This window comes from Paraburkholderia sp. BL21I4N1 (assembly GCF_002973525.1).
Lineage (GTDB): Bacteria > Pseudomonadota > Gammaproteobacteria > Burkholderiales > Burkholderiaceae > Paraburkholderia.
This window is the reverse complement of the sequence record NZ_PVEN01000029.1, coordinates 36,283-51,411: the sequence shown is the minus strand read 5'-3', so window position 1 is coordinate 51,411 and position 15,129 is coordinate 36,283. Positions and strand designations below refer to the sequence as shown.

Annotated in this window: 12 protein-coding genes and 5 pseudogenes; 2 read left to right on the top strand and 15 right to left on the bottom strand. The window is 61.3% G+C overall.

Annotation, left to right across the window (positions count from 1 at the left end; translation table 11 throughout):
* Nucleotides 1-439: 439 nt before the first annotated feature.
* Nucleotides 440-631: pseudogene (locus tag B0G83_RS39360) on the bottom strand (hypothetical protein); the annotation flags it as partial.
* 250 nt (nt 632-881) lie between these two features.
* Here B0G83_RS39360 and B0G83_RS36575 point away from each other — a divergent pair.
* A pseudogene (locus B0G83_RS36575) lies at nt 882-2,262 on the top strand (IS110 family transposase).
* A 43-nt stretch (nt 2,263-2,305) separates the two neighbouring features.
* Here the strand turns inward: B0G83_RS36575 and B0G83_RS39355 are convergent.
* From B0G83_RS39355 to B0G83_RS39350, 3 genes and pseudogenes are all read right to left on the bottom strand, one after another.
* Nucleotides 2,306-2,629, bottom strand: a pseudogene (locus B0G83_RS39355) (IS5/IS1182 family transposase); the annotation flags it as partial.
* A gap of 54 nt (nt 2,630-2,683) precedes the next feature.
* On the bottom strand, nt 2,684-3,157 hold the full coding sequence (locus tag B0G83_RS39670; protein WP_219849068.1) for a group II intron maturase-specific domain-containing protein: 474 nt from the start codon (nt 3,155-3,157) through the stop codon (nt 2,684-2,686).
* A 148-nt stretch (nt 3,158-3,305) separates the two neighbouring features.
* Nucleotides 3,306-3,440 (bottom strand): hypothetical protein, encoded by a 135-nt coding sequence (locus B0G83_RS39350; RefSeq protein ID WP_258168495.1) that lies wholly within the window; start codon nt 3,438-3,440, stop codon nt 3,306-3,308.
* A gap of 162 nt (nt 3,441-3,602) precedes the next feature.
* Between B0G83_RS39350 and nifA the strand changes: the two genes are divergently transcribed.
* The gene (gene nifA, locus B0G83_RS36565) at nt 3,603-5,477 is read left to right on the top strand and encodes a nif-specific transcriptional activator NifA (RefSeq protein WP_258168494.1); all 1,875 of its coding nucleotides are present in this window, start codon (nt 3,603-3,605) and stop codon (nt 5,475-5,477) included.
* Nucleotides 5,478-6,294: 817 nt separating this feature from the next.
* Here the strand turns inward: nifA and B0G83_RS39665 are convergent.
* The 11 genes and pseudogenes from B0G83_RS39665 to B0G83_RS36510 all read right to left on the bottom strand — a co-directional run.
* Nucleotides 6,295-7,764 carry a helix-turn-helix domain-containing protein gene (locus B0G83_RS39665; RefSeq protein WP_374954977.1) on the bottom strand — a complete coding sequence of 490 codons (1,470 nt, stop codon included), beginning with the start codon at nt 7,762-7,764 and terminating at the stop codon, nt 6,295-6,297.
* Between the two features lie 11 nt (nt 7,765-7,775).
* A complete protein-coding gene (locus B0G83_RS36550; RefSeq protein WP_105512133.1) occupies nt 7,776-8,075 on the bottom strand; it encodes a ferredoxin family protein in 300 nt (99 codons plus the stop codon).
* Nucleotides 8,072-9,382 (bottom strand): FAD-dependent oxidoreductase, encoded by a 1,311-nt coding sequence (locus tag B0G83_RS36545; RefSeq protein ID WP_105512132.1) that lies wholly within the window; start codon nt 9,380-9,382, stop codon nt 8,072-8,074. The genes B0G83_RS36550 and B0G83_RS36545 overlap by 4 nt, the downstream gene beginning before the upstream one ends.
* An 11-nt stretch (nt 9,383-9,393) precedes the next feature.
* The gene (locus tag B0G83_RS36540) at nt 9,394-10,497 is read right to left on the bottom strand and encodes an electron transfer flavoprotein subunit alpha/FixB family protein (RefSeq protein ID WP_105512131.1); all 1,104 of its coding nucleotides are present in this window, start codon (nt 10,495-10,497) and stop codon (nt 9,394-9,396) included.
* Nucleotides 10,494-11,342: an electron transfer flavoprotein subunit beta/FixA family protein gene (locus B0G83_RS36535; RefSeq protein WP_105512141.1), complete on the bottom strand. Its 849-nt coding sequence runs from the start codon at nt 11,340-11,342 to the stop codon at nt 10,494-10,496. Before B0G83_RS36535 ends, B0G83_RS36540 begins: the two co-directional genes overlap by 4 nt.
* A gap of 34 nt (nt 11,343-11,376) precedes the next feature.
* Entirely contained in the window at nt 11,377-11,715 is a 339-nt protein-coding gene (nifW, locus tag B0G83_RS36530; protein WP_105512130.1) for a nitrogenase stabilizing/protective protein NifW, read from the bottom strand.
* Between the two features lie 5 nt (nt 11,716-11,720).
* Entirely contained in the window at nt 11,721-11,873 is a 153-nt protein-coding gene (locus B0G83_RS38840) for a hypothetical protein (protein WP_181157178.1), read from the bottom strand.
* Entirely contained in the window at nt 11,870-13,006 is a 1,137-nt protein-coding gene (nifV, locus tag B0G83_RS36525; protein ID WP_105512129.1) for a homocitrate synthase, read from the bottom strand. The genes B0G83_RS38840 and nifV overlap by 4 nt, the downstream gene beginning before the upstream one ends.
* 425 nt (nt 13,007-13,431) lie before the next feature.
* Nucleotides 13,432-13,554 (bottom strand): annotated as a pseudogene (locus B0G83_RS39345) (2Fe-2S ferredoxin); the annotation flags it as partial.
* A 23-nt stretch (nt 13,555-13,577) separates the two neighbouring features.
* Complete coding sequence (erpA, locus tag B0G83_RS36515; RefSeq protein WP_105512128.1) at nt 13,578-13,952, bottom strand: iron-sulfur cluster insertion protein ErpA; 375 nt, start codon at nt 13,950-13,952, stop codon at nt 13,578-13,580.
* Nucleotides 13,953-14,144: 192 nt separating this feature from the next.
* Nucleotides 14,145-14,821 (bottom strand): annotated as a pseudogene (locus B0G83_RS36510) (aminotransferase class V-fold PLP-dependent enzyme); the annotation flags it as partial.
* Nucleotides 14,822-15,129 lie beyond the last annotated feature (308 nt).

Genomic DNA, 15,129 nt, shown 5'->3' with positions numbered 1-15,129 from the left:
ATCTGTGGGGTTTCGAGGGTTTTGTGGCGACATAACGGATATCACCACACCAGGCCTGATTCGGCGCGGTGACGGCAAACGCCTGATCGAGCAGGTTCGGCGCGAACGGCAAGCCATGTGTCAATCTGGTTGTTGCCTTGAATTTGCGTTTCTGGTTGCAACGCAACCCCCTGCTTGCGACGCAGTCTCTTTATCGGATACGCCGACGTGCAAGCCATGCGCTACGAGGTGCCTTGCAGGCGTTCGGCCCCATAACTCCCGCGGGAGCGCTGATGTGCGCCAGTATCTCCACCTCAAGCCGGGCCCCTGCTGCGCGCGGTGACGCCGCCATCGCTCTATCCACGAATCAAAGACATAGTGCGGGTAGATAGTCGATCCTGAAAAAATTCAGTTTGCGGTAGCGAGCCAAGTCAAGGGTGCGCCTGTCGGCGAACAGGAATCAGCCCATCGAAAGCGGTTGTGCCGAACAATCGCTCGGCTGCAGCGTGACATTGGCGAGCCCATGCAGCACCGCGAGGATAAAAAATCCAGGCCCCCGGCCGAGACGGACGACGGCGCGCAGCAACCAGCGCAGGTTGTAACCGGCAGCGCACAGTACCGCGTGTAGCGCATCGCCGCTTTGCCCTTTGAGCGAAATAATCGGCCCGCTGCCGCAAATCGCGCCGAAGAAACAAAGGGTGGCTTCGGTGTGGCAAAGTCGAATGCGGCGCTGCGGAAGACCGGTGAGGCAATGGTGCGTAATGCCCGTCTTTGAGCGTGGTCCTGGGTGACGTCATCGATATTGGTGAATCGGCGTGACGGCGTAAGCTGCTGTGCTGATATCCCGTTTAAGAGAGTGAGCTAACGACGTACCCGATGCAGCGCCATTCCCGCAACTGAAGATGGAGCAAGCCTTGGCCCAACGCAACCCTGCAGTCAGCCTGAAGCCGCGCAAGTCCCGGGCGGCAGCATTGTCGATCACCCATCCCAATGCCGCCGGCATCGACATTGGCAGCGCGTCCCACTTTGTGGCTGTCCCGCCGGATCGGGACGATGAGCCGGTGCGCGAATTTGCCAGTTTCACGGCAGACCTCAACGCCATGGCCGACTGGCTCAAGGCCTGCCGGATCGACACCATCGCGATGGAATCGACCGGCGTGTACTGGACCGTGTTCGAACTGCTGGAGTCGCGTGGTTTCACGGTCATGCTGATCAATGCGCGTCACGTCAGGAACGTCTCGGGGCGCAAGTCCGATGTGCTGGATTGTCAATGGATCCAGCAGCTCATGACGTACGGTTTGCTGCGCGGGGCATTTCGCCCGGCCGACCAGGTCTGTGTGCTGCGCTCGCTGTGGCGCCAACGTGGGCTGCTGTTGCGCAGCCAGTCGCGCCACGTCCAGCATATGCAGAAGGCGCTGACCCAGATGAACGTCCAACTCGCCAACGTCATCTCCGACTTAGTCGGTGTGACGGGCCAGAAGATCCTGCGCGCCATTGTGCGCCGGCGAGCGGGATGGCCATGCGCTCGCGGGCATGAAGGATGCGCGTATCCCTGCCAGCGTCGAGGAGATAGCTAAGAGCCTGCAAGGCACCTGGCGTGCCGAGCACCTGTTCGCGCTCAGGCAGGCGGTGGACGCGTTCGACTTCATCGGTACGCAACTGGCCGAGGGCGACCGCGAGATCCAGCGACAGTTGCAACGCCTGCAAACTCATGAGGGTGAACCTGCCAGGGGCAAGCAGCGCGGCCGGACACGCAACGCGCCGAAGTTTGACCTGCGTACGCAGTTGGTCAGGATGTGCGGCGTGGACCTCACGCGCATTGACGGCATCGACGTCACGACGGCGCTGGCTGTCATCTCGGAGATTGGCGCCGACATGTCACGCTTTCCCTCGGCGGCACACTTCGCGAGCTGGCTGGGGCTGTGCCCAGGAACCCGGATAACCGGAGGCAAAGTGATGAGTGGCAAGACCATGCGCTGCGCTAACCGAGCGGCCCAGGCCCTGCGTCTGGCCGCTACGGCATTGCGCACCAGCCAGTCGGCACTGGGCGCGTACTTCAGGCGGATGTGTTCGCGTATGGACAAACCGAAGGCCATTACCGATGTCGCCCACAAGCTCGCGCGACTCATCTACACAATGCTTACCAAGGGCGAGGAATACACCGATCAAGGGCAGGACTACTACGAAGAGCGCTGCCGCGAACGTGTTCTTCGGCAGTTATCCCAGCGCGCCCAGAAGCTCGGCATGAAGCTCGTCGCCACAGAACAACCGCAACCCGTCTGAAAAACTTATTCCCAATCAGACACTTGGGGTGTGTTTCTTAAGAGAGCCAGCAACGCCGCATGCCGTGGTCGTCCTTCACATGGCCGATGACCGGTTCGATCGCGTGCCGTCGCTTGAGCCAACGTCGCTGAGTGCTGATCAGGGTCTTCCGTTTGCCGCGATGAATAAGTCATACTGATGATGTTTCGGCATTGACGCCCCGAACCCCGAGATCGACCAGCACGGCCTTCGGTTGCGGCATACCCGGCAGATCCTGCAACAGAATGGAGCTCTGTTCGAGTTGCTCCGCCAGCGTGTGGCCGTCGTATGGTTTGCCTGCGAACGCCCGTGCGCCGACGATCAGTCCTTGTTTCGCCGTGGTCGCGAGACCTCTTGACGCCGTGTCGGGTAGCCGCTACGAATTTGCTGCATAGCGCCCCCCTCAGGACCGTGCATGTCCCTTTAATACAGACGGCTCAAGCCTTTCAAAGCCCCCGATTGGGAGGCGGTTCGTTACTGTTAGACCACGACGATGGATCTGTTGGTGGCAGACGGGATGGACCATGACGAGATTGGCCCGCGCACTCGATCCTCCGTCCACACGACGAATGCTTTGCGTAGCCTCAATCGTCCTGGGTTCCCTTCTGCCGTTAGTCCACCAGTATCGCGTCCAATACCCAGTGCCGCGTCCTTCATGATGGAAGTATCGCGCTCTGATCCATCGTGCGCCCTTGCACGGATGCCGCCGGCAGCACCACTTCCACAACGCCTGCCAGATGGCAGTGTCGACTGCGCTGTAGACTTCTTTCGAGACCACGTATCGACGATAGTTCGACCAGCCATCGATGATCGGGTTGAGCAGGCCGATTAGATTGACCTGTTTGGCCGATGCATTGTCCTTGATGACTGTGCGCACTTTCGTCAGAAACGCTTGAACATTCTTTTTGGTGACTTCATGAGTAGCTTGCCGTTGGATATTTTCGAATGTTCTGCCCGAGGAAGTCGAACCCTTGCGAGATGTACGTGATCCTGGTCCTTTCCGGGGAGAGCGTCAGTCCGCGCTCCTACAGAAAGACCTCGACCAGTGGCTTGAGCTCGTCTTCCAGCTCGTCTTCCAGCAACTCTTTCGAGTGACCGGTGATCACAAAGTCATCGGTATAGCGCATCAGACTGAGGCAGCAATCAATGATGGACGACACCTGTAATCGGCTGCACCGGAGTAGACAAATCGCAGTTGTTTTGAGCGACATCAATGGAACTCGCGTTCCCGGCGGAATCTGCGCGGCGAGATCGCAAAAGGAGAAAATAAGTAAATCAAGGCACTATAGTTTCACCGTCCTGCCATGAAAAGGCGTTATCTCTTGAACTCAGCCCGTGAAGGGCGCGAGATCGAGGATGATATGCAACACAATACTCGTAAATCCGAACAAGGTGACAGAGAGGATGGTCACAACAACGGAGACGTCGTCATGCTGCATATCGCTTCCGTACGCGAAAGGCCTAGCTCAAAGTCCGAGACGGACCACGCGGTCCCTATTGTGCAGTGGTACGAGAGCGCGCTTACCGGCATCTTGGAGATATCGAAGGTACTTACCGCCCCCTGCCGGCTCGAAGTCATGTTGGCCAACGTCGTCGATCTCCTGCAATCGTTTGTGCAGATGCGGCTCGGCATCGTCTCTCTCTTCGACGATGATGGCGTACCGGACATTACCGTTGGCGCCGGCTGGAGCGAAGGCAGCGATGAGCGCTACCGGATGCGCCTGCCGCAGAAGGCAATTGACCAGATCATGTCGACGGACAGGCCGCTCGTCGCCGAGAACGTAGTGGGGCATTCGGGCTTCAGTGCCGCCGACATGGGCGTGCTCGGTGCTTCCGACAACATGCGAGTGTCGTTCATCGGCGTTCCTATTCGCATCGACGCGAAGGTCGTGGGCACACTGACCATCGACCGCATCCCGGACAATGGGTCGAACTTCCGGCTCGATTGCGACGTGCGGCTGCTTACTATGATCGCCAACCTGGTGGGGCAGACGGTGAAGCTGCATCGCTTATTCAAGAGCGACCGCGAGCGACTGATGGCGGGGAGGGACGGGCTGCAAAAACAATTGTCCGAGCTCAAGTACCCTGCGCAGGAGCGTAAGAAGTTTCAGGTCGAGGGGATCATTGGCGACAGTCCGGCGCTGCGCGGCCTGCTTGAGAAGATCGCGGTGGTAGCCAAATCGAACAGCACAGTTCTGTTGCGCGGCGAATCCGGTACCGGGAAGGAGCTGGTCGCCAAGGCCCTTCACGAGCTGTCGCCGCGAGCCAAGCGGGCCTTCATCAAGCTCAATTGCGCGGCGCTCCCTGAGACGGTGCTGGAATCCGAATTGTTCGGTCATGAGAAGGGTGCCTTTACCAGCGCCTTCAATTCGCGCAAGGGGCGCTTCGAGCTCGCCGACAAGGGGACGCTGTTTCTGGACGAGATCGGCGAGATTTCGGCCTCGTTCCAGGCAAAGCTGCTGCGCGTCCTGCAGGAGCAAGAATTCGAGCGCGTCGGCAGCAACCAGACCATCAAGGTCGATGTTCGCGTGGTTGCCGCCACGAATAAGAACCTGGAAGACGCGGTGGCAAGGAACGAGTTCCGCGCCGACCTTTATTATCGCCTCAGCGTGGTTCCCTTGCTGCTGCCGCCGTTGCGTGAAAGGCGCAGTGATATTCCTCTCCTCGCCGTTGAGTTTCTCAAGAATTTCAACAGCGAGAACGGCCGTACGCTGACCTTCGATGCGAGCGCGATTGAAGTGTTGATGAACTGCGGTTTTCCCGGCAATGTCCGCGAGCTCGAGAATTGCGTGCAGCGGAGCGCGACCCTGGCGCCGGGATCAGCGATCGTGAGAAACGACTTTGCCTGCTGCCACGGCCAGTGTCTGTCCGCGATGCTGTGGAAGAGCGGATCGGACGAGATGGCGCTGCAGCCCGGGCCGATCGTACCAGTGCAAGTGAAGCCGGGTACGCCCCCGGCTGAGGCTGCTACGCCGGGCGCAGTTGCGGTCCCGCCTGTCGGCAGCGAGCGGGCTCCGCTAGTGCCTGGCGGTGCAGCTCTCGGAAGTGGTGCGAAGATGACCAACCGCGAGCGTCTCATCGCCGCCATGGAAAGATCCGGCTGGGTGCAGGCAAGGGCGGCGCGGCTGCTTGGACTGACGCCTCGCCAGATTGGCTACGCGCTGAGGAAATACGGTGTCGAGATCAAGCGTTTCTGAAAGCACTGTCGGACTTGCGGCGTGTCGGGGCCGCGACATCGCGACTGATGCGAATAGCTCAGACAAGTCAAGCCAGGGTTTGGCGCGGACCTTGGCATGATCACGATCGGAAGCGGCCCAGTCGGCGCCAATTCGGTAATCGTCGAGAACAGCCCGGCCGACCTCAGGGGCGGTCGGTATCTCGACTAAGGTGGTGCGAACGCTGCGCTGTCATCGCCGGTGCGTCGGCCATGTCGCGCTCGACCATCAGCTCACACCGGATGCGGTCAGCGACGCAAGCGGTGGTGTTCGATCGCGTTGAATTTCTGGAGGCGCGCCCGGGGTCATATCAGCGAGGCGACTCTGTCGCACGCCAACAAGATCGCGCGCCGTCTGGGCGCTGTGGGCAGATGACCGGGAGTTCCGGGCAGAAGATACATCTGCCGCTGCGGTTGCGTAGTCAGCCCGGCTAATAGAAGGAAAAAACGCTGACAACACGAGAAGAGTCGACCGATTGCTTAGGTAATCATGACGTGATGGCACGACAGGTTAGAGCGTGGTCGGCAAGGCCCGGGAATGTCCGAGCACCGTCGAGTGTGCGAAAGCGACGGGGAACCGATCAAGCGAAACCCGTCAGGCACAGCCACATTGAAAGTCCGAATCTATGGTTGCAATCTACCTACCCATCATCACCGATTGAAAACTTGGCAAACTGAGGGTGTCCATGTACTGACATTCGTTGAGTCGAAGTTGGGATCGAGCGCGGCTGGCCGTAATGGCCAACATTAAGACATTCAGTAAAAGCGAGTAACAACCCAAGTTCGTTCCTCACGCATCACTACCCGTCTGCCTCGCCCGGCTTGATTCCGCCAAGGTATCGTGTGAGAGTTCGCCCAGAATTCCTCACTATCTCTGCCCAAGCGGAGTCCAGTCTCTCGCGGGGCATGGTCAGCGTAATGACACCGGCGAGTTGCCCGGACGGGCCGAACACCGGCGCGGCGATACCTGCCAATTGCGGATCGCGGTCTCCTGCTAGCGCGATGACCTGCTGGCGGCGGATCTGCTGACCGAGTGCCTCGTCGCCCTCGTGGCAGTAGGCTTGCAATACCCGGCCTCCTGTGCCACGATCCAGCGGCAGTAGCTCGCCCGCGCGGATGTGATCTCGCACAGGCTGTGGCGAGTCGACGCGATACAGGCATAGCCGTTGCGCACCTTGACGTACGTGAAACGCGGCGCTTTCACGGGTTGCGGCCACCAGTTCCTGCAGCACGGGTATCACCAGCGACTCGCTGGAGGACGATTGCGCATAGACGGCATGCAGCCTTGCGACGCCGGACCCCAGCACGTAGCAGCCATCGGCGCGGCGCACCACGAGATGCGCATGTTCCAGCGACGCGAGCAGGCGCAGCACGGTGCTCTTGTACAGACGCGTGCGTTCCGCGAGCGCGCTCAATGACAGCACGTGCGTGCCGTTGCCGAAGGCAGCCAGCAGGGTCAGCGCACGGTCGACTGCTGCCACGCCGCCGGCTGCCAGATTGTCGTCGGCCAACGATGCGATGGCGGGCTGTTTGGACATCGTGCTTCTCCTCAGACGGACCGTTGCAGCAACGCTTCCACTACGCCGAAGCCGAGGTGGCCCGCCGGATCGAGCTGTCGTAGCTGTGTGATCAACTGTGTTGCGGTTTCGCGTTCGCCGCGCCGCAGGCCGATGAAGGCGAGCGCCTTTAGCGTGAACAGCCAGAAGCGGGCGGGACCGGGCGGGATCGGGCGCGTGGAAGTTCGCGTCGCCGGCTTGTACCATCTGCCAATCCTCATTCAACCCGGCGGCATGCGCAGCTGCTTTTAGTCCCAGATGGGCCGCGTGCTCTGCCTCATCGAGTTCGCGGCGTCCGGCATGGAATTTGTTGCGCAGATAGTAGGCGGCAAGGCTTCGCGGAGAGGTCAGTGTGACGCTCCACAGGACTGCGTCGATCTGCTCGGCCGGCGCGCCATGCAGGCCTTCGATGAGGCGCCGCACCGGTTCGCGGCCTTCGAGTTGACGCGTGAAGATTTTCTCCACGTCGGCCATCGTCACGCCGCTGTAGAGCACCGCGTCGGGATAGATGAGCACGTTCGTGCCCTGATCGCACGGGCCGAGACAGCCCGAATACGTGATCGCGACGGTATCGGGCGCCTGGCGTTTCTGCTGTTCCGCCCAGAATGCCTTCAGCAGCGCGGTCGAGCCCTTGCGGCCTGCGCAGACGACGCGCGGATGCTGCGGCGGCCGGTTCTGGGTGCAAGCAAACACATGTCGTTCTGGTCTGGCCATGACGATGTTCGTCAACCGAACTTGAACAGGATGCCGTGACCACCGCGCGGGTAGTCCCACTCGATATTCTGGTGGTCGGTACAGAGGATGCGGCAACTGCCGCATTCGAGGCAGCCGTCGGTGATCAGCGTCACCGCGCCGTTGCCTTCGGCCTTGTAGCACGAGGCCGGGCAGACGAAGGTGCAACTCTTCTCGCTGCATTCGCTCCGGCAGACGTCGGCATCCTTGATGTGGACGTGCGGCCGTCCTGCATCGACGCGGTAACGGTTCTGGAACAGCTTTTCCTCTACGTTGACGGGTAGGGTGCTCATCGGAAGGCCCTCAGGAGTTTGTAGGCGTCACCCACGATGCCGGAAAGCGAACGGGCTTTGCGGAAGCTCGAAAAAATCTCGCGCTCCTTGCTTTTCTTGTCCTTACCGTCGACCGTGAGCATCGTGCGCGCGGCGCGCGCCATGAGGTCGGGGTAGGTCGTGAAGAACTGCGGATTCTGGTGCAGCACGGCCGGCATGTCGCGGTACTTATGCAGGTCTTTCATCACGAAGCTCTGATCGAGCGCGGCCTTGTAGGCCTTGAGCGTGCCGGCGCGGTAGCCTTGGCCCGCGGCTTTCGCGTGGATCACCGTTTCGGCGGCGAGGCGTCCTGAGGTCATGGCAAGATTCGATCCTTCTCGGTGTGCGGCGTTCACGAAACCGCCTGAATCGCCAACGATCATCCAGCCGTGGCCGTAGACCTGCGGGATTGCGTGAAAACCGCCTTCGGGAATCAGATGCGCGCAATACTCCTTCATCTCGCCGCCCGCAATCAGCGGTGCGATCGACGGGTGCCGCTTCATCTTTTCGAGGAGCACATAGGGGCTCGTGCGGTTGGGGTTTTTCTTGAAGTCGCTCAGCATACAGCCCACGCCTATGGTGAGCGATTCCTTGTTGGTATAGAGGAAGCCAGTGCCCATCATGCCGTCGGTGATCCTGCCGACCATCTCGATCACGACGCCGTCGTCCTCGCCGACGTTGAAGCGCTGGCGGATCGTCTCCTCGGGCATGAAGAGAATCTCCTTGACGGCGAGCGCAACGTTGCCGGCCCCGATCTCTCCATGAAAGCCCGCCTTGCGCGCGAGCGTCGAATTCACGCCGTCGGCGAGCACCACCACGTCGGCATAGACATCGCCGTGCTCGCGGTCGCACTGCACGCCGACCACCAGGTCGCCGTCCATGATCAGTTCCTTCACCGTGGTCTCGCAGAGCAGCAGTGCGCCGGCTTCGCGCACTTTCGATGAAAACCACTTGTCGAACTGCGCGCGGATGATCGTGTAGCGGTTATAGGGCGGCTTGTTGTAATCCTCGCTGCGCACATGTGTACCGACAAACGACGTGTCGTCGAGCATCCACATTCGCTGCTCGATGATGTGGCGCTCCAGCGGCGCATCGTCGCGGAAGTCCGGGATGATCTCTTCGAGCGCTTTGGCGTACAGGATCGCGCCCTGAACATTCTTGCTGCCCGGATATTCGCCGCGCTCGATCTGCAGCACTTCCAGACCTGCCTTGGCCATCGTGTAAGCGGCAGCGTTGCCGGACGGACCGGCGCCGACCACGATCACATCGAACTGTGATGGTTTTCTCATCGTGATTCTCCTCAGGCAGCCTGCTTGCGGCGCCGGGTCAAATGCTCCACAAAAGCCTGCTTCAGCGCGGGCAACACTTGCAACGCATTGCCGACAATCCCGTAGTGTGCGAAATCGAAGATGGGTGCGTTCGGGTCGGTGTTGATCGCCACGATCACGTCTGCGCTTTCCATGCCCACGCGGTGCTGGATCGCGCCGGATATGCCGGCGGCAATGTAGAGCTTGGGCCGTACCGTCTTGCCGGTCTGTCCCACCTGGCGCTCCCCCTCGACCCAGCCGGCCTGCACACATGGCCGGGTCGCACCCACTTCGCCGCCGAGCACGTTCGCCAGTTCGAACGCCAGCTGGAAGTTCTCCGGGCTCTTCAACCCCTTGCCGCCGCTCACAATCACATCGGCATAGGGCAGGTTGATCCGGTTGCTGCTCGCATCCGGGATAAAGTCGAGCAGCCTCGTGACGATATCCGTCTCGATCATCCCCAGCGTTCCCGGGACGATGTTGCCGGTGCGTTCGGCGTCGCGCAGCGGCATCGGCATCACGCGCGGGCGCACCGTCGCCATCTGTGGACGGTACGCGAGCGTCATGATCGTGCACAGCAGCGAGCCGCCGAAGGTGGGGCGCGTCGCCGCCAGCGCCCGCGACGCAGGATCGATGTTGAGTTCAGTGCAATCGGCGGTCAGCCCGGTCAGCAGGGTCGTTGCTACGGAGCCGGCAAGGTCACGGCCCATCGACGTCGCGCCCAGCAGCAGGATCTCGGGCTGATGCTGGTGGACGAGGTCGGTGAGCCCTTTCGTGAACGGCTCGTTGCGATAGCCTTGCAAGACCGGGTCGTGGACGATGTACGCATCGTCCGCGCCGTAAGTGAAGGCTTCTGCGGCAAACTGTTCGAGCGGTTCATTCGCGCCGCCGAGCACCGCGATGCCCACTCGGCTGCCGAGCGTGTCGGCCAGTTTGCGCGCTTCACCGAGCAGTTCCCACGAGACGCTGTGCACGTGTCCACGGTCGTGCTCGATAAAGACCCAGACGCCTCTGTAGGCCTTCAGGTGTTCCGGCAGTTCGAGGTTGCGTCCTGCGCGACCGGCGGGCTTCTTCGCGGGGGCGGCGGGTGCGTTCATGACCCCTCCTTCATCAGCAGGTCAGCTTCCAAAGTAGGATGGCGCGTGAAGATCTTTTGCAGCAGGTTCACCAACACGTCGCAAAGACTCGATGCGTCGAGGTCGAGCATCTCCGCTTTCTCGCTGCGCGGCGTCGGTCCAAAGACTTTGCTGACCACTGTCGGCGAGCCCTTCAGACCGATCTTGCTGAGGTCTTCGATGCCGGCCTGTTCGCAGTTCCATTTGTGCACCGGATAGCCGGCCGCATGAATCATCGCGGGCAGCGTCGCAAAACGCAGTTCGTTGGTGTTCTCCAGCATTGTGATCAGGCACGGCAGCGCGGTCCTGAGCACGTGCACGCCGCCCTCGGCGCGGCGCTCGACGGTGATCGTGCGCGCATCGAGAGCGGTCTCGACGATGCGCGACACGTAGGTCAGCAATTGCAGCCCGAGGCGTTTGGCGATACCGGGGCCGACTTGCGCGGTGTCGCCGTCGATCGTCTGCTTGCCAGTGAACACGATGTCCACCGCCTGCTCCTTCGCGATCTGCTGGATACCCGCTGCCAGCGCGTACGACGTAGCGAGCGTATCCGCGCCAGCGAATGCGCGGTCGGTGAGCAGCACGGCGTCGTCCGCGCCGAAGCTGATGCACTTGCGCAGCGCTTCCTCGGCCTGCGGCGGGCCCATGCAAAGTAACGTGACCTTGCCGCCGAAGCGGTCCTTCAGCCGCAGCGCCTCTTCGAGTGAAAACAGGTCATACGGGTTGACGATCGCCGGAACACCCTGGCGCATGATCGTGTTGGTGACCGGATGAACGCGGATCTGCGTGGAGTCCGGGACCTGCTTGATGCAGACGACAATGTGCATGGTCTTAACGATGTGCATGGTCTTGCTCCACCTGTCAGGCAAGGGTGCGCGCGGGCAGCGACGCGCGCAGACTGTCGAGTGAAACGTGCTGCCGCCCATTTGTGTCCCGGAACACCTTGAACACTTTTTCCTGCGCCGGCGTGGAGGTGACGAAGTCGCCGTAAGCCTTGAGCAGCAGCGCGTGATATGACGCGAACAGCGCGCCTTCGTCGCTTTCCGGCAGCGCGTCCTGTTGCTGGATGTACTGAAAGAAGCGCTTGAGGATGTGTAGCCGACTCACGTTGACGATCTTCTGGTCGAACGGAATGCCGAAGAACTGCAGGAAGTCCTCGGCTGAGGACAGCGCCTTGAGTTGCTGGACAAAGCTTTTCATAGCGTTTACTCCTTGCAAGCGGATGAGGATAGATGCGGACAGAACGTCGGCTCGGCGAAGTACTTGTCGCAGGCGTCGCTGGTGGCGCACGGCGGCGTCGTGCCAGACTGATCGGGTTGCACGACGCACTTCGTGAAGCGGACCACAGCGCCGTTCATGACAATTCTCCGACGGTGTAGCGCAACTCGATCAGGAAGCGATACAGGTCGGCGGCGCTGGGCGCTTGCTTGTGCTGGGTGGCATGGTGGCGGATACGGGGCAGCAGCAGCACGAGCAGCTTTTCACTGACGGGCAGGCCGAGCGCGTCATAAGCCTGGCGCACGCTTTGCGAACCCGAATGCTTGCCGAGCACGACCGAGCGTTCGCGACCGAGTTCGGCGGGATCGAAGCTCTCGTAGGTCGATGCATTCTTCGCGAGCCCGTCTGTGTGGATGCCGGACTCGTGCGTGAATACGCTGGCGCCGACAATGCTTTTGTTCAGCGCGACCGGGCGTCCTGAAGCCCGTTCGACAAGCCGAGAGATGCTCAATAGCGCGGTCGTGTCGACGCCGGTATTGCGACCCATGATATGGCGCACGCCCATCACGATCTCCTCCAGCGCGGCATTTCCGGCGCGTTCGCCGAGACCATTGACGGTGGTGTTGGAGTGGGTTGCGCCGGCGCGCAGTGCGGCAAGGGTGTTCGCGGTCGCGAGCCCGAGGTCGTTGTGCGCGTGGATTTCGATTTCCAGATCGACCGCGTCGTGCAATCGCGCAATCGCTTCATAGGTCGAAAAAGGATCGAGGACGCCGAGCGTGTCCGCAAAGCGGATGCGTTGCGCACCGCACTGTTGCGCGTGCCGCGCCACGTCGTCGAGGAACGAGGGGTCCGCGCGCGAGGCATCCTCCGCGCCCAGCGAAACCTTGCGGCCGCTTTTGACGGCGGCGCTGATCACGCGATTCACCTGCGCGAGCACCCATGAGCGCGGCTGGCGCAACTTGTGTTGAAGGTGGATATCGGAGACGGGAATCGACAGGTGAATGATGTCGGGATTGCAGCACAAGGCCGACGCCAGGTCCGCGTCGGTGAGACGGCCCCAGACCATCAGATCGGCGTCGAGATTCAGCGCGACGATGGTCCGGATGCAATCGATTTCCTCGGCACCCATTGCGGGGATACCGATTTCCAGTTCGGGTACCCCGGCGCTTGACAGCGCCTCGGCAATCGCGCATTTTTCGGCAACCGTGAATGCGACGCCAGCGGTCTGTTCGCCGTCGCGCAGTGTGGTGTCGTTGATGATCGGATTCGACACGGGAAGTGGTCCTTTAGGCATTTGATCATACCCATGGCAAGTACTGTGCCATGCACGGTTACTGCGAATAGCCGCTTGCCGCGGGGCTTCCCGGCGTTCGCTGGCGCTGTGATGAAGCGGTCCCAACGAAGACCTGTCGCGAATGTCCTGTTTCGAACAGCTAGGTGTAGCGAGGAACACGGCGCTGCAAAAAGCGATGGACGACGCGATGTGCGTGGTCAGCCAGGACGTGCGGACGCCATCGGTGCGATGCAAACGCTGTAGGGATTGGCTATCCATAGGAACGACGATGCCGGAAGATAAACAGAGGCGGCGGCTATCAGCGCGGCTATGCGCTCGCGGCGATGACCGCCATGGCGCTTGAAGAGGCCGCACAGCGCTAAGGACGCTTGCCCCCAGTGCTCACGCGCGAGGTCGCGCGTATGTCACGGTAGTTCGATCGTCAGGTCGGCGTCGCGCAGCTTCACGCAGCACGCGAGACGCGATTGCACGTCAAGACCCCATGCACTGTCGAACTGGTTGTTCTCCTCGTCGTCAGGAGGTGCCAGTCAGTGAGATTGTCATGATTGTCTTACACGGAAAACGAACTGCCGCAGCCACAGTTGCTCTGCGCATTGGGGTTGTGAATGACGAAGCGCGAACCTTCCAGGCCGTCTTCGTAGTCGACGCGCGCGCCGAACAGGTATTGCTGGCTCATCGAATCGACCAGCAGCGTGACGCCGTCCGTGACGGTCTGCATGTCGCCGTCCACCACCTGGTCGTCGAACGTGAAGCCGTACTGGAAGCCCGAGCAGCCGCCGCCGGACACGTACAACCGCAGCTTCAGGTTGGGATTGCCTTCTTCCTCGATCAGCGAGGCCACTTTCGCAGCGGCCTGAGGCGTGAATTCGAGCAGGCCGGGCATGACGTCGGGTGTGGCGGAAGCCGGTTGGGCGAGCGTTTCCATGGAGGTTCCTTTCAGGCTTGAATGGACTCACTTCGGGTTGGATGAGCAGGTCGGTTGCTCGGCGAGTTGCAGGTCGTTGGCTGCTGCGCCTCGAATCGTCTGGCGCGAGCGAAAGTCGGACACGGCCGCCTTGATCGCGTCCTCGGCGAGAATCGACCAGTGGATCGCGATCGGCGGCGATGCCAGTTCCTCGACGATCTGATGCGTGCACAACGTCCCGGAGCGCATGCCGCGCTCGTGGACGCCGCCGTGCATTTGGCACGCGATCCGCATGCGCGGCCGGAGCCCCACATATAGCGCGCCGATGCCGTTGGGGCCGTAGATCTTGTGAGCCGGGAAAGACATCAGATCGACCGGCACTTGCCGGCGGCCTGCGCGGCATCCACGTGCAGCAGGATGCCCCGGGCGCGGCAGAGCGCGCCGTTTGCAGCGATGTCCACGTAGCCGCTTTCCTGCACCGGCAACACTGTGACCTCGAAGCCTTCGCGATCAAGTTCGGGCATCGCGCCAAGCACCGACTGGTGCTCGGTCGTGAGCGTCACCAGGGGATTGCCTTTGGCGCGATGAAAGTGCGCGGCACCCTTGATCGCGAGGTTGTTCGATTCCGTCGCTTCGGAGGTCCAGACAATCTCGCGCGGGTCCGCGTTCACGAGCGAACTGGCCTGTTCGAGGGCCAGTTCAACCGCTTCTTCGGCGACCCAGCCATAGGCATGCGAACGGCTGGCAGGATTGCCGTACATCTCGATCAGGTAAGGCAGCATGCGTCTGATCACGCGCGGATCGACCGGCGTGGTGGTGGCATGATCCCGATACACGGGGTCGGCGCCGCGTGGATGAAGGCCGGTGCTGACGCGTTGGAAATCCGACATTGCAGGCTCCTGAAAGCGGGGGTAGTGCGACCTTCAGCGCAACTTCCATGCCAGTGGATTTTCACGCTCTAGTGGCCTCGTTCAGCCGGTCCGGTGTTGTTTCGCTGTTGTTTTTGTGTCGATGCGCGCGACGAGCCCGGATTTTCGTCGTCCTTTTTGTCGGATTTGTCGTTGCGCACGCGGGATTGACATGCGCGATGGCTCAATCATCAGGCGTAGAAATGGGCTTACCTTAGACGCCGTGTCTTTGCGTTGATCTTGCGCTTTGCGCTGGTACATCGAAAGCGCGCAGCGCACGAAGAGGAAGT

What these genes read in the sequence shown, in the direction of transcription:
- B0G83_RS39665 (WP_374954977.1), bottom strand. Translation starts at nt 7,764, where the DNA reads ATGGCCAGACCAGAACGACATGTGTTTGCTTGCACCCAGAACCGGCCG.
- B0G83_RS36550 (WP_105512133.1), bottom strand. Translation starts at nt 8,075, where the DNA reads ATGAGCACCCTACCCGTCAACGTAGAGGAAAAGCTGTTCCAGAACCGT.
- B0G83_RS36545 (WP_105512132.1), bottom strand. Translation starts at nt 9,382, where the DNA reads ATGAGAAAACCATCACAGTTCGATGTGATCGTGGTCGGCGCCGGTCCG.
- B0G83_RS36540 (WP_105512131.1), bottom strand. Translation starts at nt 10,497, where the DNA reads ATGAACGCACCCGCCGCCCCCGCGAAGAAGCCCGCCGGTCGCGCAGGA.
- B0G83_RS36535 (WP_105512141.1), bottom strand. Translation starts at nt 11,342, where the DNA reads ATGCACATTGTCGTCTGCATCAAGCAGGTCCCGGACTCCACGCAGATC.
- nifW (WP_105512130.1), bottom strand. Translation starts at nt 11,715, where the DNA reads ATGAAAAGCTTTGTCCAGCAACTCAAGGCGCTGTCCTCAGCCGAGGAC.
- B0G83_RS38840 (WP_181157178.1), bottom strand. Translation starts at nt 11,873, where the DNA reads ATGAACGGCGCTGTGGTCCGCTTCACGAAGTGCGTCGTGCAACCCGAT.
- erpA (WP_105512128.1), bottom strand. Translation starts at nt 13,952, where the DNA reads ATGGAAACGCTCGCCCAACCGGCTTCCGCCACACCCGACGTCATGCCC.